Annotated in this window: 25 protein-coding genes; 8 read left to right on the top strand and 17 right to left on the bottom strand. The window is 65.9% G+C overall.

The window, feature by feature from the left end; translation table 11 throughout:
* Nucleotides 1-10: 10 nt before the first annotated feature.
* The 11 genes from murD to ATE67_RS01080 form a co-directional block, all read right to left on the bottom strand.
* On the bottom strand, nt 11-1,318 hold the full coding sequence (gene murD, locus ATE67_RS01130) for a UDP-N-acetylmuramoyl-L-alanine--D-glutamate ligase (RefSeq protein WP_058814858.1): 1,308 nt from the start codon (nt 1,316-1,318) through the stop codon (nt 11-13).
* The gene (gene mraY / locus ATE67_RS01125; RefSeq protein ID WP_058814857.1) at nt 1,315-2,385 is read right to left on the bottom strand and encodes a phospho-N-acetylmuramoyl-pentapeptide-transferase; all 1,071 of its coding nucleotides are present in this window, start codon (nt 2,383-2,385) and stop codon (nt 1,315-1,317) included. Before mraY ends, murD begins: the two co-directional genes overlap by 4 nt.
* Nucleotides 2,385-3,761: a UDP-N-acetylmuramoyl-tripeptide--D-alanyl-D-alanine ligase gene (locus tag ATE67_RS01120; protein WP_058814856.1), complete on the bottom strand. Its 1,377-nt coding sequence runs from the start codon at nt 3,759-3,761 to the stop codon at nt 2,385-2,387. Before ATE67_RS01120 ends, mraY begins: the two co-directional genes overlap by 1 nt.
* Nucleotides 3,758-5,197 carry a UDP-N-acetylmuramoyl-L-alanyl-D-glutamate--2,6-diaminopimelate ligase gene (locus ATE67_RS01115; protein ID WP_058814855.1) on the bottom strand — a complete coding sequence of 480 codons (1,440 nt, stop codon included), beginning with the start codon at nt 5,195-5,197 and terminating at the stop codon, nt 3,758-3,760. Before ATE67_RS01115 ends, ATE67_RS01120 begins: the two co-directional genes overlap by 4 nt.
* Nucleotides 5,197-6,888, bottom strand: a complete 1,692-nt coding sequence (locus ATE67_RS01110) for a peptidoglycan D,D-transpeptidase FtsI family protein (protein ID WP_058814854.1) — start codon at nt 6,886-6,888, stop codon at nt 5,197-5,199. Before ATE67_RS01110 ends, ATE67_RS01115 begins: the two co-directional genes overlap by 1 nt.
* The gene (locus tag ATE67_RS01105) at nt 6,885-7,478 is read right to left on the bottom strand and encodes a hypothetical protein (protein WP_058814853.1); all 594 of its coding nucleotides are present in this window, start codon (nt 7,476-7,478) and stop codon (nt 6,885-6,887) included. The genes ATE67_RS01110 and ATE67_RS01105 overlap by 4 nt, the downstream gene beginning before the upstream one ends.
* On the bottom strand, nt 7,472-8,449 hold the full coding sequence (gene rsmH, locus ATE67_RS01100; protein WP_058814852.1) for a 16S rRNA (cytosine(1402)-N(4))-methyltransferase RsmH: 978 nt from the start codon (nt 8,447-8,449) through the stop codon (nt 7,472-7,474). The genes ATE67_RS01105 and rsmH overlap by 7 nt, the downstream gene beginning before the upstream one ends.
* Nucleotides 8,446-8,946 carry a division/cell wall cluster transcriptional repressor MraZ gene (locus ATE67_RS01095; protein WP_058814851.1) on the bottom strand — a complete coding sequence of 167 codons (501 nt, stop codon included), beginning with the start codon at nt 8,944-8,946 and terminating at the stop codon, nt 8,446-8,448. The genes rsmH and ATE67_RS01095 overlap by 4 nt, the downstream gene beginning before the upstream one ends.
* Nucleotides 8,947-9,216: 270 nt before the next feature.
* Complete coding sequence (locus tag ATE67_RS01090; protein ID WP_231727999.1) at nt 9,217-10,335, bottom strand: GldG family protein; 1,119 nt, start codon at nt 10,333-10,335, stop codon at nt 9,217-9,219.
* Nucleotides 10,336-10,352: 17 nt separating this feature from the next.
* Nucleotides 10,353-10,742 (bottom strand): hypothetical protein, encoded by a 390-nt coding sequence (locus tag ATE67_RS01085; RefSeq protein WP_058814850.1) that lies wholly within the window; start codon nt 10,740-10,742, stop codon nt 10,353-10,355.
* Nucleotides 10,739-11,710, bottom strand: coding sequence for a cysteine synthase A (locus tag ATE67_RS01080; RefSeq protein WP_058814849.1), 972 nt, complete (start codon nt 11,708-11,710; stop codon nt 10,739-10,741). Before ATE67_RS01080 ends, ATE67_RS01085 begins: the two co-directional genes overlap by 4 nt.
* A 196-nt stretch (nt 11,711-11,906) precedes the next feature.
* On the opposite strand from ATE67_RS01080, the gene ATE67_RS01075 reads away from it, so the two are divergent.
* Entirely contained in the window at nt 11,907-13,976 is a 2,070-nt protein-coding gene (locus ATE67_RS01075) for a TonB-dependent receptor (protein ID WP_058814848.1), read from the top strand.
* A 57-nt stretch (nt 13,977-14,033) separates the two neighbouring features.
* On the opposite strand, the gene ATE67_RS01070 is transcribed toward ATE67_RS01075, so the two are convergent.
* Genes ATE67_RS01070 through ATE67_RS01055 form a run of 4 tightly spaced genes read right to left on the bottom strand, consistent with a single transcriptional unit; the run spans nt 14,034 to nt 17,188 of the window.
* Nucleotides 14,034-14,576 (bottom strand): hypothetical protein, encoded by a 543-nt coding sequence (locus ATE67_RS01070; protein ID WP_156416849.1) that lies wholly within the window; start codon nt 14,574-14,576, stop codon nt 14,034-14,036.
* 34 nt (nt 14,577-14,610) lie between these two features.
* Entirely contained in the window at nt 14,611-15,351 is a 741-nt protein-coding gene (gene fabG, locus ATE67_RS01065) for a 3-oxoacyl-[acyl-carrier-protein] reductase (protein ID WP_058814846.1), read from the bottom strand.
* A 25-nt stretch (nt 15,352-15,376) separates the two neighbouring features.
* On the bottom strand, nt 15,377-16,315 hold the full coding sequence (fabD, locus tag ATE67_RS01060) for an ACP S-malonyltransferase (RefSeq protein WP_058814845.1): 939 nt from the start codon (nt 16,313-16,315) through the stop codon (nt 15,377-15,379).
* Between the two features lie 45 nt (nt 16,316-16,360).
* Nucleotides 16,361-17,188, bottom strand: a complete 828-nt coding sequence (locus ATE67_RS01055; protein WP_058814844.1) for an LD-carboxypeptidase — start codon at nt 17,186-17,188, stop codon at nt 16,361-16,363.
* 153 nt (nt 17,189-17,341) lie between these two features.
* On the opposite strand from ATE67_RS01055, the gene ATE67_RS01050 reads away from it, so the two are divergent.
* Nucleotides 17,342-18,718, top strand: a complete 1,377-nt coding sequence (locus ATE67_RS01050; RefSeq protein ID WP_058814843.1) for a Mur ligase family protein — start codon at nt 17,342-17,344, stop codon at nt 18,716-18,718.
* On the opposite strand, the gene ATE67_RS01045 is transcribed toward ATE67_RS01050, so the two are convergent.
* Complete coding sequence (locus tag ATE67_RS01045; RefSeq protein ID WP_058814842.1) at nt 18,719-18,997, bottom strand: hypothetical protein; 279 nt, start codon at nt 18,995-18,997, stop codon at nt 18,719-18,721. It lies immediately after the preceding gene.
* Between the two features lie 236 nt (nt 18,998-19,233).
* On the opposite strand from ATE67_RS01045, the gene rpsF reads away from it, so the two are divergent.
* The 5 genes from rpsF (at nt 19,234) to ATE67_RS01020 (ending at nt 22,271) form a co-directional block, all read left to right on the top strand.
* Entirely contained in the window at nt 19,234-19,602 is a 369-nt protein-coding gene (gene rpsF / locus ATE67_RS01040; RefSeq protein WP_058814841.1) for a 30S ribosomal protein S6, read from the top strand.
* Nucleotides 19,603-19,613: 11 nt separating this feature from the next.
* Nucleotides 19,614-19,838, top strand: a complete 225-nt coding sequence (rpsR, locus tag ATE67_RS01035) for a 30S ribosomal protein S18 (RefSeq protein WP_037517582.1) — start codon at nt 19,614-19,616, stop codon at nt 19,836-19,838.
* A 13-nt stretch (nt 19,839-19,851) separates the two neighbouring features.
* On the top strand, nt 19,852-20,484 hold the full coding sequence (gene rplI / locus ATE67_RS01030; RefSeq protein ID WP_058814840.1) for a 50S ribosomal protein L9: 633 nt from the start codon (nt 19,852-19,854) through the stop codon (nt 20,482-20,484).
* A gap of 93 nt (nt 20,485-20,577) precedes the next feature.
* A complete protein-coding gene (locus tag ATE67_RS01025; protein ID WP_156416848.1) occupies nt 20,578-21,606 on the top strand; it encodes a hypothetical protein in 1,029 nt (342 codons plus the stop codon).
* Between the two features lie 8 nt (nt 21,607-21,614).
* Nucleotides 21,615-22,271 (top strand): Fe2+-dependent dioxygenase, encoded by a 657-nt coding sequence (locus tag ATE67_RS01020; RefSeq protein WP_058814838.1) that lies wholly within the window; start codon nt 21,615-21,617, stop codon nt 22,269-22,271.
* A 7-nt stretch (nt 22,272-22,278) separates the two neighbouring features.
* On the opposite strand, the gene folE is transcribed toward ATE67_RS01020, so the two are convergent.
* Nucleotides 22,279-22,875: a GTP cyclohydrolase I FolE gene (folE, locus tag ATE67_RS01015; RefSeq protein ID WP_058814837.1), complete on the bottom strand. Its 597-nt coding sequence runs from the start codon at nt 22,873-22,875 to the stop codon at nt 22,279-22,281.
* A 435-nt stretch (nt 22,876-23,310) separates the two neighbouring features.
* On the opposite strand from folE, the gene ATE67_RS01010 reads away from it, so the two are divergent.
* Entirely contained in the window at nt 23,311-26,247 is a 2,937-nt protein-coding gene (locus ATE67_RS01010; protein WP_058814836.1) for a TonB-dependent receptor, read from the top strand.
* Nucleotides 26,248-26,338: the final 91 nt, after the last annotated feature.

Raw genomic sequence — 26,338 nt, 5'->3', positions numbered from 1 at the left:
ACGCATGTCGTCATCCACGCTCCAGAGCCTGCACCAGCTCCCGGAACGCATCCCCCCGCTGCTCATAGTCTTTGAACTGGTCGAACGAGGCGCAGGCGGGCGACAGCAGCACGATGTCGCCCGGCGCAGCGTTGGCCGCCGCTTGCCGGACCGCGGTCGCGATGTCGCCCGAGCGTTCGACCGGCGCCGCATCGCCGATCTCGGCCGCGAAAGCCTCCATCGCCTCGCCGATCAGATAGGCGCGCTTGACGTTCGGAAACCAAGGGCGGCAGGCGGACAGCCCGTCGCCCTTGGCCTGCCCCCCGGCAATCCAGTGCAAACGCTGGTCCGGCGCCGGCGGGAAAGCCGCCAGCGCCGGTGCAGCGGAAGCCGCGTTGGTCGCCTTGCTGTCATTGAACCAGCGGACGCCCCCGACTTCGCCGACCAATTCCATGCGGTGCGGGAGCGACTTGTAGGTCGCGAGCCCGCGCTCGATCTGTTCGTCGTTCAGCCCCAGCACACGGCACACCGCGATCGCGCAGACGGCGTTCTGCGCATTGTGCGGGCCCTGCAGCGCCGGCCAGCGCGCCTGATCGGCGGGATCGATATCCTTCGCCGAGACGCGGTGCAGCCGATGGTTGATGCGCCCGGCGATCATCTTCGACGGATCGTCGTCGGTCGCGACGATCGCGACCTGATCACGGTGCTGGAGCGAGAAAAGACGCGCCTTCGATGCGGCGTAGCCTGCAAAACCGTCGTAGCGGTCGAGATGGTCGGGGCTTAGGTTGGTCAGCACTGCGATATCGCAAGCCAGGCTGTGCGAGAGATCGATCTGATAGCTCGACAGCTCGAGCACATAGACGCCGCCTTCGGGGAGCGGATCGCGGCTGAGGATCGGCAGGCCGATGTTCCCGCCCGCCAGCGCCGGGATGCCGGCGGTTTCGAGCATGTGGGTGACGAGCGCGGTCACGGTCGACTTACCATTGGTGCCGGTGATGCCGACGACCCTGTGCGACGGCAGCTCGGCCCGTGCCTCGGCGAACAGTTCGACGTCGCCGATGACGGGTACATGCGCCTCGCGCGCGTGGCCTGCGATCGGGTGGCGGTTGAGCGGTACGCCCGGCGAGACGACGACGCCCGCGAAGCCGATCAGGTCGATGTGGGTCGGGTCGCCGATGTCGGCGTTGAGGATCATCGCCTCGTCACGCGCCTCTTCGCGGTCGTCCCATGCGGTGACGCCCGCGCCGCTGGCGACCAGCGCCTCGACCGTGGCGAGGCCCGAGCGCGCCAGCCCCAGCACCGCATAGCGGCGACCGGCAAAGGCGCGCGAGGTGATCACCGGAGCTTCAAGGTCGCGAGCCCCGCGAGCGCGAGGACGATCGAGACGATCCAGAAGCGGATGACAACGGTGGATTCGGGCCAACCGAGCTGTTCGAAATGATGGTGGATCGGCGCCATGCGAAAGACGCGCCTGCCGGTGCGCTTGTACCAGAAGACCTGGATGATCACCGACAGCGCCTCGACCACGAACAGCCCGCCGATGATGACGAGCACCAGTTCGTGTTGCGCGGTGACCGCGATCGTCGCGAGGGCGCCGCCCAATGCGAGGCTGCCGGTGTCGCCCATGAACACCGCCGCGGGCGGCGCGTTGAACCACAGGAAGGCCAGGCACGCGCCGATGATTGCGGCGGCGAAGATTGCCAGCTCGCCCGCGCCGGGGACATGCGGAATGCCGAGATAGCCCGCAAACTTCACGTTGCCCGACAAATAGACGATGACGAGGAAGGCGAGGCTCGCGATGATCACCGGAAAGGTCGCGAGCCCATCTAGCCCGTCGGTCAGGTTCACGGCATTGCCGAAGCCGACGATCAACACCATCGCGAAGACATAATAGAGCGGCCCCATCGGGATCACGACATCACTGAAAAACGGGAGGTACAGGTCGGTGCCGGTCCGCGACACGATCAGCAGGACCGCGACTCCCGCGATGAAAAATTCGATCAACAGGCGCACACGCCCCGGAATCCCGCGGTGGCTGGCCTTGGTTACCTTGTCGAGATCGTCCAGGAAGCCGACCGCGGCGAAGCCGCCGGTCACGAAGATGCACGCCCAGACGAAGCGGTTCGACAGGTCCATCCACAGCAGCGCGGAGACCATCAGCGAAATCAGAATCATGAGCCCGCCCATGGTGGGCGTGCCCTTCTTCGCGAGATGGCTTTGCGGGCCGTCGTCGCGGATCGGCTGCCCCTTCCCCTGCCGCATCCGCAGCATCAGGATGAAGCGTGGCCCGATCCACAGGCCGATGATCAGCGCGGTGGCCACCGCCGCCCCCGAGCGAAAGCTCAGATAGCGGATAAGGTTGAGCGCCCCCGGAAAGCCAAGCCATTCCGCCAGCCAGTATAACATCAATAGTCCCCGTCGGTCAGCGCGGTCACGACATGCGACAGGCCGACACTGTTAGAGCCCTTCACCAGCACCACGTCGCCGGGGCGGATGAGGTCCTTCAGCCGCGCTGTTGCAGCCGAATGCGCGGCCACATGCTCGAAATCGACCTGCCCCTCAAGCGCTTTGGCGAGCGGCGTCATCTCGTCGCCGACCAGCAGGGCGAACTGCACTCCGGCTGCGACGAGCGGAGCGGCGAGCCCGGCGTGATAGGCTTCGCCGCCCGGGCCCAGCTCCTTCATCGCACCGAGAATCGCGACCTTGCGCTCTGCGGATTCGGTCCCGAGCTGGTCGATCGTCGCCGCCATCGAGGCGGGGTTGGCGTTATAGCTTTCGTCGATGACCAGGATATGCCCGCCGGGCACCTCGACACGATGCCGCGCACCGCGCCCGGCCAGCCCGCCCATCTCGGCAAAGGCCAAGCCCGCAGCAGGCAAATCGCCGCCGACGGCCTTGACGGCCGCGAGCACCGCCATCGCGTTTGACACCCAATGCGCGCCGGCCTGCGCGATGGTGAAGCAGAGCAGCGCGTCCTGCACCTGCGCGGTGACGAGCGAGCCGCCGTGGCCGTCGGGAAGCCAGTCGACGGCGCGGACGTCGGCGCCTTCGCCGAGCCCGAAGCTGACGATATGCGCCGCGTGCTGCTCAGCCTTGGCGCGGAGGCGCGCATAATGGGGGCTGTCGAACGGGACGATCGCGGTTCCGCCAGGCTCGAGGCCCTCGAAAATCTCGCCCTTGGCGTCGGCAATCGCCTCTTCGCCGCTGAAAAATTCCATGTGCGCCGGGGCGATCGTCGTCACAATCGCGACATGCGGGCGCACCATCCGGGTGAGCGCGGCGAGTTCGCCCGCGTGGTTCATCCCCATCTCGAACACGCCGAAATCGGCGGTCGAGGGCATGCGCGACAGGCTGAGCGGCACGCCGACATGGTTGTTGTAGCTTTTGACCGAGCGGTGCGCCTTGCCAGGGCGAAAGCGGTCGAGCGCGGCGAACAGCGCTTCCTTCGTGCCCGTCTTCCCCGCCGAGCCGGTAACGCCGATGATGCGTCCGTGGCTGCGCGCGCGCGATGCGACGCCAAGCGCGTTCAGCGCCGCGACGCTGTCGGCGACGCGGACGTGCGGATGGTCGATGCCGGTCTCGCAGATAATGCCCGCAGCGCCCGCGACGATGGCCTTGTCGATGAAGGCGTGACCGTCGGCGACTTCGCCCTTCATCGCGATGAAAAGATCGCCTTTGGTCACCTCGCGCGAGTCGAAGGCGACGCCGCTCACCGTGAAGTCGGCGCTGGCGGTGCCGCCGGTGGCCGCGGCGATGACGCGGGCGGTCCACAGCGGGTTCATGCCGCCTCCTCGCGCGCGACGGCGACGTCGTCGAAGGGGATGACGCGCATATCGTCGCCGCGCCCGACGATCTGGCCTTGCTCATGACCCTTGCCGGCGATGCAGACGATATCATCGGCGCGCGCGGCGGCGATGGCGGCGGCGATGGCGGCACGGCGGTCGCCGATGATCTGCGCCTCGGGAGCGCCTTCGGCAATCGCCGCGCGGATGGCCGCGGGGTCCTCGCCGCGCGGATTATCGTCGGTGATTATAGCGAGATCGGCTTTTGCGGCTGCGATCTTGCCCATCTCGGGGCGTTTCGCCTGATCGCGATCGCCGCCGGCGCCGAAGACGAGAATGAGCCGGCCGCTTGCATGCGGACGCAGCGCATCGAGCGCCGCCTCGATCGCGTCAGGCGTGTGCGCATAGTCGACATAGACCGGTGCGCCCGACTTGGTGATTGCCGCGCGCTCGAGGCGCCCCCGCACCGGCTGGAGCCGCGCAAGATTGGAGAGAGTCAGACCGACGTCGCCGCCGGTCGCGATGACGAGGCCCGCCGCGACGAGCGCATTGGCGACCTGGTAGGCCCCGGTCAGCGGCAGATCGACCTTCTGCGTGAGATCGCCCGCCGCAATGACGAGCGACTGGCCGAGCTGGGTCGGCTCGCGCGAGATGAGGCGCAGGGCTTCGCCCTCCGTGCCGACCGTCAGCAACCGCAAATTTCGGGCCTCCGCTGCATCGATTACAGGCGCCGAATATGCGTCATCGGCCCAGACGACGGCGGCGCCATCCTGCTCGACGACGTCGGTGAACAGCCGCAGCTTCGCCTGAAGATAGGCCTCCATCGTGCCATGATAATCGAGATGATCGTGGCTAAGGTTGGTGAAGGCCGCGGCCCTGACCTTCAGCCCCTCGGTGCGATATTGATCGAGCCCGTGGCTCGACGCCTCGAACGCCGCGTGCGTGACGCCCTCGATGGCGAGCCCCGACATATTCGACAGAAAGGTCACGATATCGGGCGTCGTCAGCCCCGTCGACGCGCTGTCCAGCGAGGTGGTGATGCCGAGCGTGCCGATGGAGGCGGCGTTGAAGCCCGCCATCCGCCACAGCTGGCGCGTCATCTCGACCGTCGAGGTCTTGCCGTTGGTGCCGGTCACCGCGACGCAGGTCGCCGGAAAGCGGTGGAAGAAACGCGCCGCGATATGCGCGAAGGCGCGGCGCGGGTTGGCGTCCGCGACATGCACCGCGCCTTCGACCTTCGCCTCCGGCCGCGCGACGACCGCGACCGCGCCCGCCTCGACAGCCGCCGGAATGAAATCCTCGCCATTGAACTTTTCGCCGACGAACGCGCCGAAGATCGTGCCCGGCGCGACCTTGCGATGGTCGATCGCGAGCCCGGTCACCACCGGGTCCGTTCCCGCCGGGCCCTGACTTTCGAGCAGCGCGGCGAGACGCATTATTCGGCTTCCCCGTCTCTCCGCACGAGAGGAATGAGTTCGGACACATCGACGTCGCGGCTTTCGTCAGGATAGACGCCAAGCATCGGACCCGCGCGCATTACGACCTTGCGCACGACCGGCGCGGCAGTCCAACCGGCGGTGCGCTGGCCCGAGCTATAGGCGTTGCCCTTGGGTTCATCCACCATCGCGACGATGACATAGCGCGGATTGTCCATTGGGAAGGCCGCGGCGAAGGTCGCGACCACCGAGCTGCGGCGATAGCCGCCAACGCCGGGCTTTTCGGCGCTGCCGGTCTTGCCCCCGACGCGGAAACCGGGCGCGTCGGCCTGCTTGCCGGTGCCGTCGGTGACGATCAGGCGGAGCAGCTGGCGCATGCGCGCACTTGTCGATGCCTTGAACACGCGGCGGCCCTGCGGCGGCGCCTTGTCGCCCAGCTTCATCATCGTCGCCGGACGCCAGACGCCGCCGTTGACCAGGGCGGCATAGGCGCTGGCGAGATGGAGCGGGGTCACCGCGATGCCGTGGCCGTAACTGGTTGTCATCGTCGTCAACCGGCCCCAGTCCTTCGGCCACAGCGGGAAGGCGCGCTCCTTCAATTCGATCGCGGGGCGCTTGTTGAATTCGAGGTTGCGAAACAGCTTTTCCATCTTCTCGCGGCCGAGGTCGTCGGCGATCCGCGCGGTCGCGATGTTCGAGCTCTGGATCAGCGTCTCGGGCACATTGTACCAGCGCCCCGGATGGCTGTCGCGAATGCGGAAGCCGGCAATCGCAAGCGGCGCGCTGGCGTCGTAACGACGCGCCATGCTGGTCACGACGCCGTCGTCGATCGCGGCGCCGATCGAGAGCGGCTTGAAGGTCGATCCGAGTTCGTACAGATTATAGCTCACGGCATTGCGGCGGGCGGCCGCGTCGGCGGCGACCAGTTTGTTCGGATTATAGGTCGGCAAGGACGCCATCGCCAGCACCTCGCCCGTGTGTACGTCGAGAATGATACCCGCTCCGCCGATGGCTTCGAGGTTGGTCACCGCATTATAGAGTTCGCTTTCGAGCACGCCCTGCACCCGTGCATCGATCGACAGGGCCAAGGGCTGACCGCGCGTCGCAGCGTCGGTCAGCTGCTTGTCGAAAGCGCCTTCCACGCCGGTGACGCCGTGCCCCTCGGCATCGGTGAAGCCGAGGACGTGCGAGGCAAGGCTGAGCTGCGGATAGAGCCGCTCTTTTTCGCGCGGAAAATCGAAGCCGACGTCGCCGATCGCGTTCACCGCCGCCACCTGGTCGGGCAGCGCGCGGCGGCGGATATAGGTCGGCTTGGAACCCGACAGCTTGGCAAGAAACTCCTCGCGCGGCGTATCGGGGAAAATCTTCACCAGTTCGTCGGCCAGATATTGCCGGTTGTTGAGTAGCTTCGACGGCACAACGCGGATCGAATAGCCGTCGATCGTCCGCGCCAGCGGCACGCCGTTGCGGTCCACGATGTCGGCGCGCGCGGGCAGGAAGGCCGCGGCGCCGTTGTTGCTGCCCGCGCCAGTGTCGAACAGCGCAAAGTAGAGCAACCGCACCGAAATCAGGAAAAAGGCTGCCATGAACAGCAGCATCAGCATCATCAGACGCTGCTGCGCGGTCAGCAGGATCTGCTGCCGCACACCAGCGGTACGTACTCGGGTCGGGCGGACGACCAGCGTGTTCATTGGGCCGACCTGCCCTCCCTCGCTTCGCGGGCCGCGGCCTTTTTGAGATCGGCGAGCGTCGAATCGGCGAGCAGTTGGTCCTCGATCATCTTCAGCTGTTCGCGGCGGCGCGTCGGCGTCATCCGCGGCGCAGCATCGCTGCGCACGTCGCTGTCAGCCTGTGCGAGGACGATCGGCTTGGCGGCGGTGGGCTTCGCCGCGACCGGGCTTTCCCTGGGCGCCTCGGCAACGGCGACGGGCGAGACCATCGCCATCAGCACCGGCGCCACCTCGTTGGCGCCGCGGGCGCGCGGCAGGCCGTCGAGCGAGGCGAGCTGGCGCTCGTTCGCCAGATATTGCGAGGCCGAGGGCGCCGAATAGCCGAAGCTCTCGGCGTTCCATTGTTCGAGCTGGCGCATCGAGGCGCGCACCGCGAGTTCGGATTCGAGGTAGCGGATATTGTCGCGCGTCCTGTCGATCTGCTTGGTGATCCGCGCAAGCTCGCTGCGCGTCGCCGCGACCTTGAGCGATACCGGATAGAGCGCCATCGCGAAGATGAGCACGAGCAGGACCAAGCCGATACCCTGGAGCTTGCGGGCGGCCATCAGCATGACATTGCCTCCTTCATCTTGGTGTCGGGCCAAGCCGGCGCCGCGGTGCGGATCGCGCTGCGCAGCGTCGCCGAGCGCGCCCGCGGATTGCGCGCTTCCTCGGCCTTGCCGGGACGGACCTTGCGCGCCGGGGTCTGGAAAGTTGCAGCCCGCGCCGGAGGGATTGGCGCGGGCCGATGACGCGATCCAGCGGCGTCACCGCCGCTGCGTTCGCGCAGAAAGTTCTTCACGATGCGATCCTCGGTGCTGTGGAAGCTGACCACCGCCAGCCGGCCGCCGGGGCGCAGCACGCGCTCGGCCGCAGCAAGGCCCGCGACCAGCTCGTCCAGCTCGCCGTTGATGTGGATGCGGATCGCCTGGAAGCTCTTGGTCGACGGATCCTTGGGCGCGCCGGGCGGGTGGCGGAGCGCCTTGCGGATCACCGTCGCCAGTTCGGCGGTGCGGCTGAGCGGACGCGCGGCGACGATCGCGCGGGCAACGCGGCGCGACTGGCGCTCGTCGCCATAGTGGAACAGCACATCGGCGATCTCGTCTTCGTCGGCGCGATTGAGCCACTCAGCGGCGCTTTCGCCCTCCTGCGCCATGCGCATGTCGAGCGGGCCGTCCTTCTGGAACGAGAAGCCCCGTTCATCGCGGTCGAGTTGCATCGACGAGACCCCGATGTCGAAGGTGATGCCGTCGACCGCGTCGATGCCGCGCTCGGCGAGCAGCCGGTCGATCTCGCCGAAGCGGCCGTGGATCAGGGTCAGCTTGCCGTCCGCTTCGGCGACCAGCGCCTGCCCTTCGGCAATTGCGTCGGGATCGCGGTCGCAGGCAATGACGTCGGCGCCCGCGGCGAGCATCGCGCGCGTGTAACCGCCGGCGCCGAAGGTCGCATCGACATGGCGCTCGCCCGGGGCGATGGCGAGGGCGGCGATGACTTCTTCACGGAGGACCGGATCGTGGCGGGGATCCCGAGGGAGGTCGGTCACTTTCGCGCCTTCCCTTTGGTTTCGGCCCAGGAGGCGGCGAGGCGCTGAAGCACCGGATCGGCGGCGGCGCATTCGGCAAGCGTCGGCAGCCACCAGATTTCGAAGCGGCGCCCCGACCCGACGAAGGCGGTCGCACCCTCTTCGCCGACGCGGTCGCGCGCGGTGAAATTGGGCAGAAAGCGCCCGCTGTCGTCGAGCGTATAGGGTTCGGTGTAACTGAAGCGCTTCTTCGACGCCTCGTCCTCGTCGAAATCGAGGTTGCGCGCGAGCGCGGTTTCGCGGTCGCGCTCGATCTCGTCGATCAGGCGATCATATTGGTCCTCGCCATAGGCGACAAGGCACGGCAATTTCTCGTGGAAACCAACCCAAAGCACGCGCTGGCCGTCCGCATTGAGGGGCACATTGTTGCGGAACTGCGAGGGGACGGCGATGCGTCCCTTGCCATCGATCGCGGCGAAGTTGGTACCCGAATAACGGCCGGGCGTCACAATCGCCATCGTCGCTGCCCCCCGCTTCGCGCCTCCGGGCAATAATTTCCTGTCCGCGGAATCATGGATTTCGCGCCGAAAGACTCAGGTGGAGATTGCCCCTCTCCGACTCCTGCCTATCAAGACTCCATCGGGGTGGAAAGGGGAAATTTAGGGCAAGATAGGGTAATTACGCCCCAAAAGGGTAATTCTGCGACAAAATGGGCGCAAAGACGGGTTCGACGCGTCGAAGGACACATCAAAACCGGTCGCTAACTTTCGGAAAAGAGGGCGCGCGAATCAGCGTGCGCGCGGATCGATCCAGACGGAGCGCAGGAAGGCCGCCGGCGCATCCGGCCAAAGCCGCGCCGACAGCCATTCCATCGTGTCGGCCTTGCGGAGGTGCGCAGCCCATGCCGGATCGGGCTGCCAGAGCGGTGCAAACAACAAGTCGGCGTCGCCGACGAGCCATACGGTCCCCTCGCCGATCCGGCAGAAAGCGATTTGGCCACCGGCAAAGCTGCGGCAGGCGGGCGGCAAGCGATCGAAGCGTCCCGCGCTGAACAGGTGCAGCCTGCCGCCATCCGCCACCACCGCGGCCGGCCGGGATTCGGCCGCGCCCAGCACGACGCCCCAATGATCGAGCAACGGAGTGAGCAGGCTCGTCACCGGTGGATTGCGCGGATCGCCCAGCGGATGCCGCGTCGGCCAGCCCGACAGCGCGTCGGCGAGGATGACCGCCCGGCCGCCGCGCCTGACGAAAGCGTCGATCGCGACCAGCTCCCGCGGTGCAAGCGCGCGCGGGTGCGCGAGCAACAGCGCGCCGCCCGGCAGGGGCGGCTGGTCAATCAGGCTATCGACCAGCCGGACCGGCCCCGCCGCCTCGAGCCGCGCGAGCGCAGGGTCGTCCTGCGTGCCTTCGGCGATCATCGCGGCGATGTCCGTCCCGCCCGACCAGCGGAGCGGCAGGCCGGTCAGGATCGTGGCGGGCGCCGCGGTCGCGACGGGCGGACGATAGAGCGAAGCGAGCAGCGCGTGCGCGCCTGCGAACCAGCCCGCGACGAGCAGCAGCGCCAGTGCAAGCTGCACCGCCCTGCCCGCGCGCCACCGCCCGATCGCTTCGACAAGCAAGGCGAGCATTGCGCCAGCAAGCGCGACAAGAGCGAGCTGCCGCCACGGCAACATCCCGGCAAGACCATAGGCAAGACCGGCTTGTACGATCAGCAGCAAAAGCAGGGCGAGCGCGCCGGCTCGCAACCGCAGCGGGACGGGATCGCGCCGGCTCAGCCACGCCAGCAAGAAGACGGGCACCGGCAGCAGCGGCAGCACCAGCGCCGGGTCGATCCGGCCGAGCAGCATTTGGCCGCCCACCAGCCATGCCAGCGCAACCGCGAGGAGCGCGGCAACGATAGCCCTCACGAGGGGCAAGCGCGCGATCACCGCGTCGACTGACGCGCGCGCTCCAGAGCCGGGTCGGGTTCCAAATCGGGCACGGTGGAGGCGCGCGACGGCGCCTTTGCCGCCGGGACCTCGGCGGGTGCCGCGGCCGTCTTGTTCGCGCTTGGATCGGATACCGGCTGCACGCCAAGCTCCTCCAGCGGCGCGCTGCCCGCCTTCTGCTCCTCGCCGGCCGCCTTGACCTCGGCGGTCGGGGCGACGCCCTGCGCCACATTTTCGCGTGCGCGCTCGCCGATAAGGCCCGCCATGCCGACCAGCAACAGCACCGACAGCACGCCCGCGATGCCGATCTGGAGGCGGCGCATGCCGTCCTGCGGCGGCGTCGGTTGCGGCGCTGCAGGCGCCTTGCCAGGGGGCTGTGTGCTCATGTCGCCAATCCTTTGTTCGCCAGCCATGCGGGATTGTAGAGCGTCGAGAGATAGCGGAATCCGCTGTCGCAAAGGATCGTCGCGATCCGTTTGCCGGGCCCGAGTTTCCGCGCCAGCGCCATCGCGCCCGCGACGTTGATCCCCGACGACAAGCCGAGGCACAGCCCCTCCTCGTCGAGCAACTGGCGCACGACCTTCAGTCCTTCTTCGTCGGAAATGCGGAATTGCGTGTCGATCGGCGCACCGTCGAGATTGGCGGTGATGCGGTTCTGGCCGATGCCCTCGGCGACGCTCGACCCTTCGGCCTTGAGTTCGCCGCACTGATAATAATTATAAAGGCCTGCGCCGTGCGGATCGGTCAGCGCCACGACGATGTCGGCATCATGCGCTTTCAGGCCCAGCCCCGTGCCCGCGATCGTCCCCCCGGTGCCCGCGGCGCAGGTGAAACCGTCGATGCGGCCCTCCATCTGCTGCCATATCTCCTCGGCGGTGCCGAAGATATGCGCCTTCCGGTTGGCGATATTGTCGAACTGGTTCGCCCAGATCGCATTGTCCGTTTCCTCGGCGATGCGGCGCGAGGTGTGGACGAAGTGGCCGGGATTGGCGAAGGGCGCCGGCGGAACGAGCACCAGCTCCGCGCCCAAGGCGCGGATCGTGTCCATCTTCTCGGCGCTCTGGTTGTCGGGCATGACGATGATCGTCTTGTAGCCGAGCGCATTGGCGACGAGCGCGAGGCCGATGCCGGTGTTGCCGGCCGTACCCTCGACGATGGTTCCGCCCGGCGCCAGGCTGCCGTTCGCTTCGGCATCGCGCACGATATAGAGCGCGGCCCGGTCCTTCACCGATCCGCCGGGGTTCGCATATTCGCATTTGCCCCAGATTTCGCATCCGGTCGCTTCGCTGGGGCCCTTAAGCAGGACGAGCGGCGTGTTGCCGATCAGGTCCAGGCTGGTTTTGGCAATCGTCATGCGCTTTGATCTAGGATGCCGCCTGCAGCGCCGCAAGACAAGTTCGCTTGCGGACCTCATCGTTCGCCTTTGTCGACCAACGGAGCTTCAGCGCCGACGAACGGCGGCACCCAGCCTCCAAACGGGTTGCATTGTAACAGTATATCATTACTGAACGCGGCGAACGCTCATCCCAACGAACAGGATTCTCCCCTCCATGCGCTTGCTCTCCTCCGCCGGCTTCACTCTCATGCTTGTGCTTTCTTCGCCTGCCTATGCTCAGGATCGCACCGACCAGACCGGCGACGATGATTTCCACACCGATCAGGCCATCGTGGTCACCGCACCCTATGTCCGCAGCCTCGACATCCTTGGCAATGTCACGGTGATGGAGGGCGAGAAGCTGGCACAGGACATTCGCGGTCAGATCGGTGACAGCCTGACCAGCCAGCCCGGCGTTTCGGCAACCAGCTTCTCGCCGGGTGCGTCGCGCCCGGTGCTTCGCGGCTTCTCGGGCAAGCGCGTCGCCGTGCTCGTCGACGGCATCGGCTCGATCGATGCCTCGACAACGTCCGCCGACCATGGCGTCAGCATCGACCCGCTGACCGCCGAGCGTATCGAGATTCTGCGCGGCCCCTCGGTCCTGCTCTTTTCGAGCCAGGCCGTCGGCGGCGCGGTCAACGTCTTCGACCGCCGTATCCCGCGCGGCCTGCCCGAGGATCCGCTGCATATCGACGCGCTCGCCAGCTATGGCAGCGCCGCCGATGACGTCGGCATCGGCGCCTCGGTCGATGCGCCGATCGGCAAGCAGTTCGTGATCCATGTCGACGGCAATTATCGCGACAGCGGCAACCTGCGCGCGGGCGGGCTCATCTATTCGGACCCCCTGCGTCAGCGCCTGCTCGGTCTTGCCGCGGACGCGACAGCCGACGGAGACGCCGACGAAGCGGAGCGGCTGACCGAGGCCGCGAACAGCCGCGGGCGCATCCCCAACAGCGCGAGCACCAGCACCAGCGCGGGCATCGGCGGCGCCTTCGTCAACGACGGCGGCATGCTCGGCGTTTCCTTCGGCTATTATGACAGCGAATATGGCATCCCGCCGCGCGCCGACCTTGGCGAGGCGCCGACGATCAAGCTCAGGCAATATCGCGCCGATCTGCGCGGCGAGGTCGAGCTTGGCGACGGACTGTTCGAAAAGCTGCGCTTCCGCGGCGCCTATGGTGATTATCGCCACACCGAATTCGACGATGGTGTCCCCGGTACGACGTTCCTGAACAAGGGGATCGAGTTCCGCGCCGAGCTCGCGCAGAACGACCGCGGCGGCTGGCGCGGCGCGAGCGGCGTCCAGTACAGCGCGCGCGATTTCGCCGCGATCGGCGACGAGGCTTTCCTGCCGCGCAACGAAAGTCAGAAGATCGCGGCCTTCACGTTGCAAGAATATGAAATCGGCGCGCTGACGATCGAGGGCGCGTTGCGCTTCGAGAATGTCGGCATCACCGCCAATTCGATCGGCTTCGACCGCAGCTTCGACAGCCTGTCAGGGGCAGTCGGCGCAAGCTATGAGCTCGCCGACGGGTTGAAGGCCAGCCTTTCGGTCTCGCGTAGCGAACGCGCGCCCTCGCCGGAAGAACTGCTCTCCGATGGCCCGCATGCCGCAACGCAGGCCTATGAGCGTGGCGACCCGACCTTCGGCAAGGAAACGAGCTGGGGCGGCGAAGCTTCGCTGAAGTTCAACCGCGACGGCTGGTCGGCCGGCCTCACCGGCTATGCGAGCTGGTTCGACAACTTCATCTATGAAACCGACACCGGCCTGACCGAGGACGACCTGCCCCTCTATGTCTTCCTGCAAGACAAGGCGCGCGTCTGGGGTTTCGAGTTCGAAGGCACCGCCCCGCTCGCGCAGGCGGGCGGCTTCCATATCGCCGCCGACGTCACCGCCGACATGACGCGCGCGAAAATCGTCGATGGCCCGTTCGTGCCGCGCATCCCGCCGCTGCGCGTGAAGGGCGGGCTCGAAGCATCGGGCGAACGCGTGGATATGCGCGCCGAGGTCGAATGGACCGACGACCAGAACCGCATCGCGGCATTCGAAACGCCGACGAAGGGCTTTACGCTGGTCAATGCCTCGATCACCTGGCGGCCGCTGCCCGAAACCAAGAATCTGTCGCTGACGCTCGCGGCAGACAATATCTTCGACGTCGATGCGCGACGCCATGCCAGCTTCACCAAGGATTACGTGCCGCTGGCCGGCCGCGATATCCGCATCACGGCGCGGGCGAGCTTCTGATCTCCGCTCACCCGGTCGGAGCCGGGTCCGGCACCACCGTCGGACCCGGCCACCCGATTATTTGAACGGCAACAGCTTGCGCTTGTTCCAATAGATCGAGGTTGCCGCGGCATAGGCGCCGACCTTTTCCCACACCTTTTGATCGATCGTGCCGATGTCGGCGCCCGCGGCGATATAGGCCTGGACGATCGCGTTGATCTGATCGTCGGTCATCTCGCTCGACAGGTCGGGGTTCGCACCGCGCGGACCGAAGTCCAGCACCTGGTCGACGACATTCGCCTTCAGATTCGCCTTTGCAATATCGCCGACCAACCATTCGCGGGAAATGCGCGCGAGGCTGTAGTCGAAGTAGGTCGCCTTGTCGGCGGCCGCGATCTTGTGCTCCGCGACGCAGCTGTCGACGATGTGGCCGAGTTGCTCGAACACCGCATCGCGGCCGGCGTCGTCGCCGTCGCTGGTCATCGCGCCGCCGATCGACGCCTTGAGTTCGGGCGTGGCCGCGCCGACGGCGCAATCCAGCTGCTTGCCTTCCTGCGCGGCCGCCGCAACCGGCGCCATGGCCAACGCCAGGGCCGCGCCGGCCATCCAAGTCCTGATCATCGAATAAATCCTCCCACCCACGAAAATTCGACCCTCAGGAGAGCATGGCCATCCCGCCATTAACATGCAATGTCTGGCCGGTGACATAGCCCGCTTCCCTCGACGCGAGATAGACGACCGCAGCGGCGATATCGCTGCCCTCGCCCATCCGACCCGCCGGGATCCGCTGGTTGAGCGCTTCTTTCTGCGCATCGGGGAGGTCGTCGGTCATTGCGGTCGCGATGAAGCCCGGCGCGACGCAGTTTGCGGTGACGCCGCGGCTGGCGAGTTCCTGCGCCAGCGCCTTGGTCATGCCGGTAACGCCTGCCTTCGACGCCGCATAATTGGCCTGCCCCGGATTGCCGGTGGCGCCGACGACGCTGGTGATCGAAATGATGCGTCCGAAGCGCGCCTTCATCATCGGCTTGGCGGCGGCGCGCGCGAGGCGGAAATTGGCCTCCAGGTTGATGCGGATGACGTCCGACCACTCCTCGTCCTTCATCCGCATGATCAGATTGTCGCGCGTCACCCCCGCATTGTTGACGAGAATGTCGAGCTGGCCGAGCGCCTCGACCGCCGAGGGCACCAGCGCATCGACCGCGGCGGCATCGCCGAGGTTGCAGGGCAGCGCAACATGATCGCCGCCCAGTGTGTCGCGAAACGCGTTCAGCTTGTCGGCGTTCGAGCCCGACACCGCGAGCCGCGCCCCCTGTGCCGCAAGCGCTTGCGCGATCGCCGAACCGATACCGCCCGAAGCGCCGGTGACGAGGGCAGTCATGCCGGTGAGATCGAACATCGTTGTTTCTCCTGAAATCTGAATCTTAAAGCGTTTTCAGCAGCGCCTCGACGTCGTCCATCGAAATCACGCTGACGGTTTCGACTTCGCCCGACGCGCTGCGCTTGACCATCGGCGAGAGGACCTTGCCGCCGAATTCGACGAACTGGCCGACGCCGATTTCCTCCATTGCGCCGACGCTTTCGCGCCAGCGGACGCGGCCGGTGACTTGGGCGACGAGCAGGTCGCGGATCGTGTCGGCATCGCTGACCGGGCTTGCGGTGACGTTGGCGACAACGGGGACGAAGGGCGCGGCGGGAGGATTGGCGGCCAGCGCTTCGGCCATCGCGTCGGCGGCGGGCTGCATCAGCGGGCAGTGGAACGGCGCCGACACGGGGAGCAGCACGCCGCGCTTGATCCCGAAATCCTTGACCAGCGCGACCGCGCGCTCGATCGCGCCCTTGTGGCCCGAGATCACGACCTGCGAGGGGTCATTGTCATTGGCGACGGTGCAGACCTCGCCCTCGGCCGCCGCGTCGGCGAGTTTTTGTGCGGTGTCGACATCGGCGCCGATCAGCGCCGCCATCGCGCCGACGCCGACGGGGACGGCCGCCTGCATCGCCTGCCCGCGCGTTTTCAAGAGCCGCGCGGTGGTCGCAAGATCGAAGGCGCCGGCAGCGCAGAGCGCGCTATATTCGCCCAGGCTGTGGCCCGCGACATAATCGGCCTTGGCCGACAATGTCACGCCGCCTTCCCTTTCCAGCACGCGCAGCGTCGCGATGGCGTTGGCCATGATCGCCGGCTGAGCATTTTCGGTCAGGGTGAGCTGGTCCTCGGGGCCTTCGGTCATCAGGTGGAACAGCTTTTGTCCCAGCGCGTCGTCGACCTCCTGGAACACTTCGCGCGCCGCCGGCGACGCGTCGGCGAGCGCCTTGCCCATGCCGACCGACTGGCTGCCTTGACCCGGAAAAATGAATGCGCGCATCTGGCGTCCCCTGCGTGTTTATGAATGGCGAACGCGCCTATTCCTTCACCCGGCGCGATGCAAGCCGAAGGGCACGACCCTGTTCGCCGCGTCGTGGCCGATGTCGGCCCGGCCGAGATAGGGGATATCGCAGCGCGCGCACCACTCGCGGGCAATGTCCTCGGCGTCCTTCCCGAACGGCCGGTCGTTTTCGGGCACGTCGCTGACGCGGCCAAGGCGGATACCGGCGAGCCCGCGCGGGCCGAGATAGCTCGCGATATGGAAAAAGGCGCGATCGAAGGCATAGAGATATTCGCTGACCTCCTCGATCAGCAGGACATGCCCCGACAGATCGGGCTCGAGCGGCGTACCGAGCAGCATCGAGAGCGTCATCAGGTTGAACGCTGCGTGCCGCGCACCATGCGCGAGCCCCGGCTCGCACGCGGCGGGATCGCGGGCGACGAGCCAGTCGAGCGCGCGCGTTATCGCCCCATCGCCGCCCTCGCGGCGAATATCCGCGACCATCGGCCCATGCGCGACATGGTCGAAGCCGTCGCGATAGAGCGCGCCGAGCAGATTGCCCTGATCCGAATAGCCGAGGAACGCCTTTCCGCGCGCGGCCAGCGTCATCGCGGCAACCGCATCCTCGGCGATCCGGCACGCGCCATAGCCGCCGCGCGCGAACCACACCGCGTCGATATCGAGCCGGTTCGCCATTTCGACGAGCGCGGCAAAGCGGTGCCCGTCCTCGCCCGCGAAGTGCCCGTGGACCGCAAAACATTGCGGATCGAACTCCAGCTCGACATCCGGATAGCCGAGGCTGGCGATGGCGCGCGCCGCCTCCGCATCGTCGGGCAGGATGGGCGTCGACGGGGCTACGATTCCGATGCGCATGGAGCCGACCTTAATTCCGTTCGTGTCGAGCGAAGTCGAGACACCCCGAAGGCACGCGCCAAGCCGATGGACCTCTCGACTTCGCTCGATGCGAACGGGAAAGGGAATGTCGCCCTGGTTGCAAACCCTTCGCCAAGGCCATATCGCGCCGCCATGTCGGAAAACAAATCCTATTTCTTCTGCGGCATCGGGGGGTCGGGCATGCTGCCGCTCGCGATGATCGTCGCGGCGCGCGGTGCAAAAGTTTCGGGCTCCGACCGCAGCCGCGACCAAGGCCGCAGCCGGGACAAGTTCGCCTGGATCGAAAGCCGCGGCGTCGCCCTGTTTCCGCAGGACGGCAGCGGTATCGCCGCCGGGCAGACCCTGGTCGCCTCGGCGGCGGTCGAGGACAGCGTGCCCGACGTCGCCGCGGCGAATGCGCTGGGGTTGCCGCGGATGACGCGCGCCGATCTCAACGCCGCGCTTTTCAATGCCGCCGATCAGGCAATCGGCATCGGGGGCACCAGCGGAAAATCGACCGTCACTGGCATGATCGGCTGGATTCTCGAACGCAGCGGGCGCAAGCCGACCGTGATGAACGGGGCGGTGATGCGCAATTTCGCGAACGCCGCCATGCCCTTCGCCAGCGCGCTCGTCGGCGATGCCGGCACCTATGTGAGCGAGGTCGACGAGAGCGACGGATCGATCGCGCTCTATCGCCCCGATGTCGCGGTCGTCACCAACATCAGCCTCGATCACAAGAGCCTCGAAGAACTGCACCGGCTGTTCGGCGATTTCACCGCCCAGGCGCGCGTCGCGGTGATCAACGCCGACGACGCCGAATCCGCGCCGCTGCTCGCGCGCGACAATGTGCTGAGCTTCGGCTTTGCCGCCGATGCGTCGGTGCAGGGCAGCGATTTCGAGGCGCTGCCCGACGGCTGCCGCTTTATGGTTCACGCGGACGGCACCGCATACAAGGCCAATCTCCCTATGCCCGGCCGTCACAACGCCGCCAATGCGCTCGCCGCCATCGCCGCGGCGCTCGCCTCCGGCATTCCGGTCGCGCAGGGGGTCGAGGCGCTCGCCGACTTCGCCGGCCTCGCGCGCCGCTACGAGGTGCTCGGGCAAGCGAACGGCGTCACCGTCATCGACGATTTCGCGCACAACCCCGACAAGGTGGCCGCGACCCTCGCCGCGGTCGCCGAACTCCCCGGCCGCGCGCTGCTCTTCTTCCAGCCGCACGGCTATGGCCCGCTCCGCCAGATGGGCAAGGAACTCGCCGCCAGTTTCGCGCAGGGAATGCGCGACGGCGACAGACTGTTTGTCAGCGATCCCGTCTATTTCGGCGGCACCGTCGACCGCAGCACGGGCAGCGAAGCGCTCGTCGCGAATATCGTCGCGGGCGGTGCCGACGCGGTCCATCTGACCACCCGCGCCGAATGCGGCGTAGCGATCCTGGACGAGGCGAAACCCGGCGACCGCATCCTGATCCTCGGCGCGCGCGACGACACGCTCACCGAATTCGGGCGCGAGCTGCTCGCCCGGCTCTGATCAGCCGAAGATGTCGTCGGCGTTGCGAACGCCGCCACGGCGATGCCGGAAATGGCCGATCGCGAAACCGATCAGCAGCGCGGCCGACTGGAGGATCAGCTCGAAACCGATGGTGAAGACATAGGTCAGAGGATCTGCCCTGACCCCGCCCGCAATCAGCCCGCCAAGGCCGCCCATCAGGCATGAAAGCCCCAGTACCGCTCCCAAATGCTTCAGCCCCAGCCGTTCGCTGGTCATCCCCCAGCTGAACAGCCCGATCAAAATGGCAATCTCGATCATGCGCGCCCCCTTTTGCCCGCGTTGGTGTCTCACCCGGCGACGACGGCGGCAAGCGCCAAATGCTCCGCTCTGCGCTTGATTTCCGCCCGCGAATCTGTATAGGCGCCCTCATTCGGGGCGAGGCCTTGTGCCGTTCGCCCCGTTTGCTTTGCACGAATACGCAAGGCCGAAGACAGCCGGAGGGGTTTCGCGATTGGCGCGAAATCAGCGATCGGTCAAATCGAAGGAAGCGCACCATGCCGTTTTACGAGCATGTCTTTATCGCGCGTCAGGACCTGAGCCAGGCTCAGGTCGACGCGCTGGCGGAAACCGTCACCAACGTCATCGGCGAGTTCAAGGGCACGGTTCACAAGACCGAGACCTGGGGCCTGAAGCAGCTCGCCTACAAGATCGCGAAGAACCGCAAGGGCCATTATGTGATGCTCTCGGCCGAAGTGTCGGGCGAAGCCATCGCAGAGATCGAGCGCCAGGCCGCGATCAACGAAGATATCATCCGCTGGCTCACCATCCGCGTCGACGAACTCGAAAAGGGTCCGTCGGTCATGATGCGCAAGCAGGAACGTCGTGGGGGCCGTGGCGGCCGTGACCGCGACGGCGAAGAATAAGGAACAGCACGATGGCACGACCCTTTTTCCGCCGCCGCAAGACCTGCCCCTTCAGCCAGAAGGACGCACCGGTCATCGATTACAAGGACGTCCGTCTGCTCCAGGGTTACCTGTCGGAGCGCGGCAAGATCGTCCCGTCGCGGATCACCGCGGTGTCCACCAAGAAGCAGCGCGAGCTGGCGAAAGCGATCAAGCGCTCGCGCCACATCGGCCTGCTCCCCTACATTGTGAAGTAAGGAGGGCGGACCGATGGAAATCATCCTGCTCGAACGTATCGAGAAACTCGGCGGTATCGGCGACGTCGTCACCGTCAAGAACGGCTTTGCCCGCAACTTCCTGTTGCCGAACAACAAGGCGCTGCGCGCGAACGAAGCCAATCGCAAGCTGTTCGAAGCGAACCGCTCGAAGATCGAGGCCGACAACGCCGAGCGCCGTACCGACGCCGAAGGCCGTGCCAAGGACGTCGACGGCAAGCAGGTCGTCCTGATCCGTCAGGCGTCGAACACCGGTCAGCTCTACGGCTCGGTTTCGGTGCGCGACATCGTCGACGCGCTGGTCGAAGACGGCGCCGCGAACATCACCAAGTCGATGGTCGAGCTCGAACGCCCGATCAAGTCGCTTGGCCTGTTCGACGTCAAGGTGAAGCTGCACCCGGAGGTCGTCGTGACCGTTGCGGTCAACGTCGCCCGTTCGCCGGACGAAGCCGAAATGCAGAAGCAGGGCATCGACGTGATCGCCGCCATGTTCGAGGAAGAACAGGCCGAAGCGGTCGCCTCGGCACTCGAACCCGACAGCGAAGACGAGTTCGAAGACGCCACGCCGCCGTCGGAAGTGGCTGCGCAAGAAGTCGAAGCTGCTTCGGACGAAGCCGAAGAAGCGTAAGCTTCCGAAGGCAACGCCTTTCGAAAGGGCCGTGTTTCCTGACCGGGAACGCGGCCCTTTTCTTATGCGCTGCCCTTTCCTATGGCAGCGGCGATGGCCGATGATCCCTTCCCGCGCCGCTTCGCCGCCGATGCCAGCCTGTTGCCGCATATGGCCGATCTGGCGAATGACCGTGTCCTGATCGCACTCCTGACCGAAGCCGACTACCGGACCGCGAGTTTCCTTGACCAACGGCTGCTCGCCGAGCGTATCGGTCGTCAATGGATGGCGTGGGACGCGCTACCCGACCTCGGCAACGCGCCGCATCCCGACTTCATCTTTCACATCGGGCACGTGGGCTCGACACTCGCCTCGCGCCTGCTCGCCGAAGTGAGCGGCACGCTGCCGCTCCGCGAGCCGATGCTGCTGCGTACGCTCGCGCAGGTCGCCGAACGGATCGATCGGCCCGAGTCCGTCTGGTCGCCCAACCTTTATGCCAAGCGGCTGGCTCAGACTCTCGGCTGGCTCGGCCGCGGTTTCTCGCTGGGGCAGCGCTCCATAGTGAAAGCGTCGAGCGTCATTACCGCGATCGCCGACGACCTGACCGGAGCCGAAGGTCGCGCGATCTTCCTCCACGTTCCGCTGCCGCGTTATATCGAGACCATCCTTGCCGGCGAGGCCTCAATGGCCGAAACGCTCGCGCAGGCGCCCGCACGCATGGCGCGGCTCGCGGCATTGCTGCCCGATTTTCCCCACAAGCTTTGGCAATTGCCGCCGGTGACGCGCGTCGCGATGAGCTGGCTTTGCGAAATGGCGAGCGCGCAGCGCACGCTGCCGCCCGCCGATCCGCGCCATCTGTGGATGGATTTCGAGGCGATGCTCGCTGACCCTTCGACAGCGCTCGCCTCGCAATGCGCGCATTGCGAGCTTCCGGCCGATCCGGCGCGCATCGAGGCCGCGGTCGCTGGCCCGATCATGCGCCAATATTCGAAGGCGCCCGAACATGGCTACAGCCCCGACCTCCGCCGCCAATTGCAGGCGCAGGCGGCGTCCGACCATCGCGACGCAATCGGCGAAGCCCTAGGTTGGGTTGAAGCCCTCGCCGGGCGCTATACACATCTTTCTCATCTGCCGATCCGCTAGGAGCCGCCATGTTCAAGCTCGTCCAGCTCCTCGATGACCAGGCGGTACGCGCGCTGCGCGACATCGCGGCCAGCGGCAAATTCGTCGACGGGCGGATCAGCAATCCGCATTCGACCGTCAAGAACAACCTCCAGCTGCACGACGCGGGTGCCTATGAGCGCTCGTCGAAGATCCTGCTCGACGCGATGGTGCAGAATGCCGACTTCATGGCATTTTCCTTCCCCGCCCGCATCGCGCCGCCGCTGCTGACGCGTTACACGCCGGGCATGCATTACGGGCTGCATCCGGATGCCGCCTATATCCCGCTACCCGACGGGCAGCTGCGCACCGATGTCAGCTGCACCGTGTTCTTGGGCGACCCGGCCGACTATGACGGCGGCGCGCTGCATGTGAAGCTCGGCAACGCCGACCTGCGCTTCAAGGAAGCGCCCGGCGTCGCGGTCGTTTACCCCTCGCATACACTGCACGAGGTCGAACCCGTGACGCGCGGCGAGCGGCTTGTTGCGATCACCTTCATCCAGAGCCTGATCCCCGACGTCCAGCATCGCAATCTGATGTACGAACTCAACGAGGTCGCCGCGCTCGAAGGCGGCAACATGGCGCCCGAGAATTTTACCCGGCTGCAGGCGGTCCAATATCAACTGCTGCGACAGTGGCGGCGCTAGCCGCCCCTCAATACCCCATCAGCGCCAGCACTTCCTTGCGGCTGCGCTCGTCGTCAAGGAAGCAGCCGAGCAACCGGCTGGTCACCATGCCGACCCCCGGCGTACGGACGCCTCGGCCGGTCATGCAGCCATGCTGCGCGTCGATCACCACCGCAACGCCATGCGGCTGGAGATTGTCCCAGATACAGCGCGCGACCTCCGCCGTCAGCCGCTCCTGCACCTGCAACCGCCGCGCATAGCCGTTGAGGACGCGCGCGAGTTTCGAAATACCGACGACACGGTCCTTGGGCATATAGGCGATCGACGCCTTGCCGGTGATCGGCGCCATGTGATGTTCGCAGTGCGACTGGAACGGGATGTCCTTGAGCAGAACGAGCTCGTTGTATCCGCCGACCTCCTCGAAGGTTCGCGACAGGTGGATCGCCGGATCCTCGGCATAGCCCTGGCAATATTCCAGCCACGCCCGCGCCACGCGCTTCGGGGTGTCGAGCAGGCCTTCGCGCTCCGGATTGTCGCCCGCCCACTCGATCAGCGTGCGGACCGCGTTCAGTACCTCTGCCGGGACCACCGGCTTGCCGTCCGGCCCCGTTTCCACCTTCGTCATCGCCCTGCTTTCACTGTTGCTATCATGTCGCACATTTCGACGCGAAATGCCGTCAGTGCAACCCTGGGTTCCCAAGAATTTCCGTCGCCCGCCCAAGTTTACGTTGCGGAATCTGCGCTTTTTTCAAATTGGGACGCGCCCGGATTTCTGCGCTTTTTTAACGATAACAAGTGACTTGCCGCTTTCGTCAACTCGGCGCACCTTCAAACCCTTACAGAGTTCGCTCAAGCGGACCGTAAACCGGAGATGCCGGCGTTCTTCCCCGACGCCGGTGGGAGAGGACGATGACCAGCGCAGCTGGCAGGTGGGATAATTACAAGCACTCGGCCGGTCCGGCCCGGTGCGCTTTGTCATGCCTGGTCGATTCCCCTCCCCTTACCTGAAATTGCAATTTGGGCGGCCCGCGTTTGCGGGATCGAAAAAGGGAGGATGTAGATGAAGTTCAAAGCACTGATCGGCTCGTCGGTACTTGCGATGGCGGTGGCGACGCCAGCGTGGGCACAAGAGGGCGAGACCGATGCTTTCGGCGGCGAGATCGTCGTCACCGCGCAGCGCCAGTCCGAACGCCTCCAGGACGTTCCGATCGCGGTCAGCGCCTTCTCGGCCGAATCGCTGGAAGCGCAGCAGATCGAAAACCCGTCCGACTTGCAGCTGACGCTGCCCAACGTGACATTCACCAAGACGAACTTCACCTCGTCCAGCTTCACGATCCGCGGCATCGGCGACCTTTGCGTCGGGGTGAGCTGCGACAGCGCGACCGCGATCCACCAGAATGAATCGCCGCTGATCGGCACTCGCCTGTTCGAGACCGAATTTTTCGACCTTGAGCGTATCGAGGTGCTGCGCGGCCCGCAGGGCACGCTGTTCGGCCGCAACGCCACCTCGGGCGTCGTCAACGTCGTCACCGCCAAGCCGGACCTCACCGGCTTCGGCGCATCGGGTGAGTTCGAATATGGCAACTACAACAGCATCAAGGCGAAGGGCATGGTCAACCTGCCCATCGGCGACACGCTGGGCGTCCGTATCGCCGGCTTCTACCTGAACCGCGACGGCTATACCAAGAACCTGTTCGACAACAGCCGCATCGACGATCGCGACATGTACGCGATCCGCGGGTCGATCCGCTGGCAGCCGACCCCCGACACCACGCTCGACCTTCTCGGCTATTATTTCCGAGAAAACGACAATCGCATGCGCATCCAAAAGCAATATTGCCAGCGCGACGCAACCGGCGTCCTCGGCTGTTTGAACAACCGCCGCGATGTCGGTGTGACGAACGGCAACTCGACCTTCGTCGGGGTGCTGACCAGCCGCGAATTCCTGGCGATCCGCGGTATCCCGACCGCCTTCGGCCTCGGCAGCCTCTATGGTCCCGACTCGCTCTCGACCTTCCAGGGCACGGCTGATCCGCGCGTCGTGAACACGGATTACAAGCCGACCTATTTCTCGGACGAATTGCAGCTTCAGGGCCGCCTCGAACATAGCTTCGGGTCGATCAACGTGTCGCTCGCCGGCGTCTATCAGGAAGCCAAGGTCGACAGCCAGCAGGACTATAATCTGTCGATCCAGGACCGCAGCTTTTTCGCGCCGGCGCTCGGCGCGCTGGCCGCGGCGGCGGCGGGCGGCATTCCGGGCCTGCCGGCGAGCTATTTCTCGCCGATCGCAGCGGCGCTGATCCCGAACGGCCCGACCGGCAACCTCTGCACGTCGCTGTCGGAGGAGACCGGACTCGGCGCCTATGGCGGGTTCAAGACCTGTACGGCAACACCGCAGGACTTTGACCGGTCGAACCAGGATAGCAGCAGCTGGTCGGGCGAGCTTATCGTCAGCTCGGACTTCGACGGGCCGTTCAACTTCCTGATAGGCGGCATCTATGGCAAGTCGCACCTTACCGAGAACAGCTATTATGTGAACTCGTTCGGGATCGACTATCTGACCGGTATCCTGGGGTCTTTCACCGCACTGGGAACCGCACCGCCGACCGGTCCGCTGCCGCCGTCGTACCTTGCGACCCCCTTCTTCCGCAACAATACGGACGATTTGAAGGTCACGTCCTACGGCATCTTCGGCGAAGCCTATTTCGAGTTCAACGATTCGCTGAAGCTGACTGTCGGTCTGCGGTATAACGACGACAAGAAGAGCGTGGTCGCCCGCTCGACCCTGGCGAGCTTCCTGACGCCGTACAGCCAGACCGGCAGCGCGTTCAACTCGCCGTTCGTCGGCAGCTTCGACGCCGATCCGGGCCTTGCCGGCAACCAGCCGTTCCAGGTCCGTCAGGTCTCGTTCAACGAATGGACGGGACGCGCCGTTCTCGACTGGAAGCTGACGCCCGACAACCTGATCTATGCCAGCTATTCGCGCGGCTATAAATCGGGCGGCATCAACCCGCCGCTGCAACCGATCTTTGCCGTCGACGAATCCTTCGCGCCCGAGATCATCAACTCTTTCGAAGTCGGGTCGAAAAACCGCTTCGGCGCGTTGCAGCTGAACGTCACGGGCTTCTACTACAAATATAAAGCCCTGCAGCTCAGCCGCATCGTCGCGCGCACCTCGGTCAACGATAACGTCGATGCCGACATCTATGGTGTCGAGGCCGAAGCGGTGATCACGCCGTCGCCCGACTTCGTCGTCAACCTGGGCGCCAGCTACCTGCACACTAAGGTGTCGAGCGACAAGCTGCTCGGCAACCCGCGCGATCCGTCGGGCGGCCGTTCGGATACGGTGATCATCAAGGACATCACCAACGGCTCGAACTGCGCCGTGGTCCCGACCACCGCAGGCAACGCGGCGGGCGTCCAGACCTATGTCACTGCGGTGAACACCGCGCTTGGTCTGCGCGGTCCCGCCAGCTTCGGCCAGAACAGCGGCATCAATTCGCCGGGCGCTTTCGGCATCTGTTCGGTGCTCGAATCGACGGCGGCGAACCCGTCAGCCCCGCTCCGTGCGCTGTTCGCCACGCCGACCGGCGCGCTGCCCTTCACCGTCGCCAACGCCGGCGTGCCGGTGAACATCCGGGGCAACAAGCTGCCGCAGGCGCCGAACTACAAGTTCAGCGCGGGCGCGCAATATACGTTTAACTTCGACAATGACATGTCGCTGACGCCCCGTGTCGACCTGACCTACACCGGCGACAGCTATGGCAACATCTTCAATGGCCGGATCAACGAGATCAACGGCTATGCGCAGGTGAACGCCCAGATCCAGCTCAACGGGCCGGACAAGAAATGGTTCGTGAAGGCGTTCGTGTCGAACATCTTCGACAGCCAGCCGGTCACCGGTCTCTATGTCACCGACCAGTCGTCGGGCCTGTTCACCAACGTGTTCACGCTCGATCCGCGTCGCTACGGCCTTCAGGCAGGCTTCAAATTCTAAGCCTGACGTCGAAAAACAAAGGCCCGGCCATTCACGCGAATGGTCGGGCCTTTTTCGGAGTCATGAGAACCACCGGATAGCAGAAAGGGCG

It is taken from the genome of Sphingopyxis sp. H050 (assembly GCF_001468265.1).
GTDB lineage: Bacteria > Pseudomonadota > Alphaproteobacteria > Sphingomonadales > Sphingomonadaceae > Sphingopyxis.
The sequence above is the reverse complement of the archived record's forward strand: the minus strand, read 5'-3'. Positions and strand labels throughout refer to the sequence as shown.

What these genes read in the sequence shown, in the direction of transcription:
- ATE67_RS01020 (WP_058814838.1), top strand. Translation starts at nt 21,615, where the DNA reads ATGTTCAAGCTCGTCCAGCTCCTCGATGACCAGGCGGTACGCGCGCTG.
- ATE67_RS01120 (WP_058814856.1), bottom strand. Translation starts at nt 3,761, where the DNA reads ATGAACCCGCTGTGGACCGCCCGCGTCATCGCCGCGGCCACCGGCGGC.
- ATE67_RS01045 (WP_058814842.1), bottom strand. Translation starts at nt 18,997, where the DNA reads ATGATCGAGATTGCCATTTTGATCGGGCTGTTCAGCTGGGGGATGACC.
- ATE67_RS01080 (WP_058814849.1), bottom strand. Translation starts at nt 11,710, where the DNA reads ATGACGATTGCCAAAACCAGCCTGGACCTGATCGGCAACACGCCGCTC.
- ATE67_RS01115 (WP_058814855.1), bottom strand. Translation starts at nt 5,197, where the DNA reads ATGCGTCTCGCCGCGCTGCTCGAAAGTCAGGGCCCGGCGGGAACGGAC.
- ATE67_RS01075 (WP_058814848.1), top strand. Translation starts at nt 11,907, where the DNA reads ATGCGCTTGCTCTCCTCCGCCGGCTTCACTCTCATGCTTGTGCTTTCT.
- fabD (WP_058814845.1), bottom strand. Translation starts at nt 16,315, where the DNA reads ATGCGCGCATTCATTTTTCCGGGTCAAGGCAGCCAGTCGGTCGGCATG.
- rplI (WP_058814840.1), top strand. Translation starts at nt 19,852, where the DNA reads ATGGAAATCATCCTGCTCGAACGTATCGAGAAACTCGGCGGTATCGGC.
- ATE67_RS01085 (WP_058814850.1), bottom strand. Translation starts at nt 10,742, where the DNA reads ATGAGCACACAGCCCCCTGGCAAGGCGCCTGCAGCGCCGCAACCGACG.
- mraY (WP_058814857.1), bottom strand. Translation starts at nt 2,385, where the DNA reads ATGTTATACTGGCTGGCGGAATGGCTTGGCTTTCCGGGGGCGCTCAAC.
- ATE67_RS01010 (WP_058814836.1), top strand. Translation starts at nt 23,311, where the DNA reads ATGAAGTTCAAAGCACTGATCGGCTCGTCGGTACTTGCGATGGCGGTG.
- ATE67_RS01095 (WP_058814851.1), bottom strand. Translation starts at nt 8,946, where the DNA reads ATGGCGATTGTGACGCCCGGCCGTTATTCGGGTACCAACTTCGCCGCG.
- ATE67_RS01070 (WP_156416849.1), bottom strand. Translation starts at nt 14,576, where the DNA reads ATGATCAGGACTTGGATGGCCGGCGCGGCCCTGGCGTTGGCCATGGCG.
- rpsR (WP_037517582.1), top strand. Translation starts at nt 19,614, where the DNA reads ATGGCACGACCCTTTTTCCGCCGCCGCAAGACCTGCCCCTTCAGCCAG.
- fabG (WP_058814846.1), bottom strand. Translation starts at nt 15,351, where the DNA reads ATGTTCGATCTCACCGGCATGACTGCCCTCGTCACCGGCGCTTCGGGC.
- rpsF (WP_058814841.1), top strand. Translation starts at nt 19,234, where the DNA reads ATGCCGTTTTACGAGCATGTCTTTATCGCGCGTCAGGACCTGAGCCAG.
- ATE67_RS01110 (WP_058814854.1), bottom strand. Translation starts at nt 6,888, where the DNA reads ATGAACACGCTGGTCGTCCGCCCGACCCGAGTACGTACCGCTGGTGTG.
- ATE67_RS01105 (WP_058814853.1), bottom strand. Translation starts at nt 7,478, where the DNA reads ATGCTGATGGCCGCCCGCAAGCTCCAGGGTATCGGCTTGGTCCTGCTC.
- ATE67_RS01025 (WP_156416848.1), top strand. Translation starts at nt 20,578, where the DNA reads ATGGCCGATGATCCCTTCCCGCGCCGCTTCGCCGCCGATGCCAGCCTG.
- ATE67_RS01050 (WP_058814843.1), top strand. Translation starts at nt 17,342, where the DNA reads ATGTCGGAAAACAAATCCTATTTCTTCTGCGGCATCGGGGGGTCGGGC.
- folE (WP_058814837.1), bottom strand. Translation starts at nt 22,875, where the DNA reads ATGACGAAGGTGGAAACGGGGCCGGACGGCAAGCCGGTGGTCCCGGCA.
- ATE67_RS01055 (WP_058814844.1), bottom strand. Translation starts at nt 17,188, where the DNA reads ATGCGCATCGGAATCGTAGCCCCGTCGACGCCCATCCTGCCCGACGAT.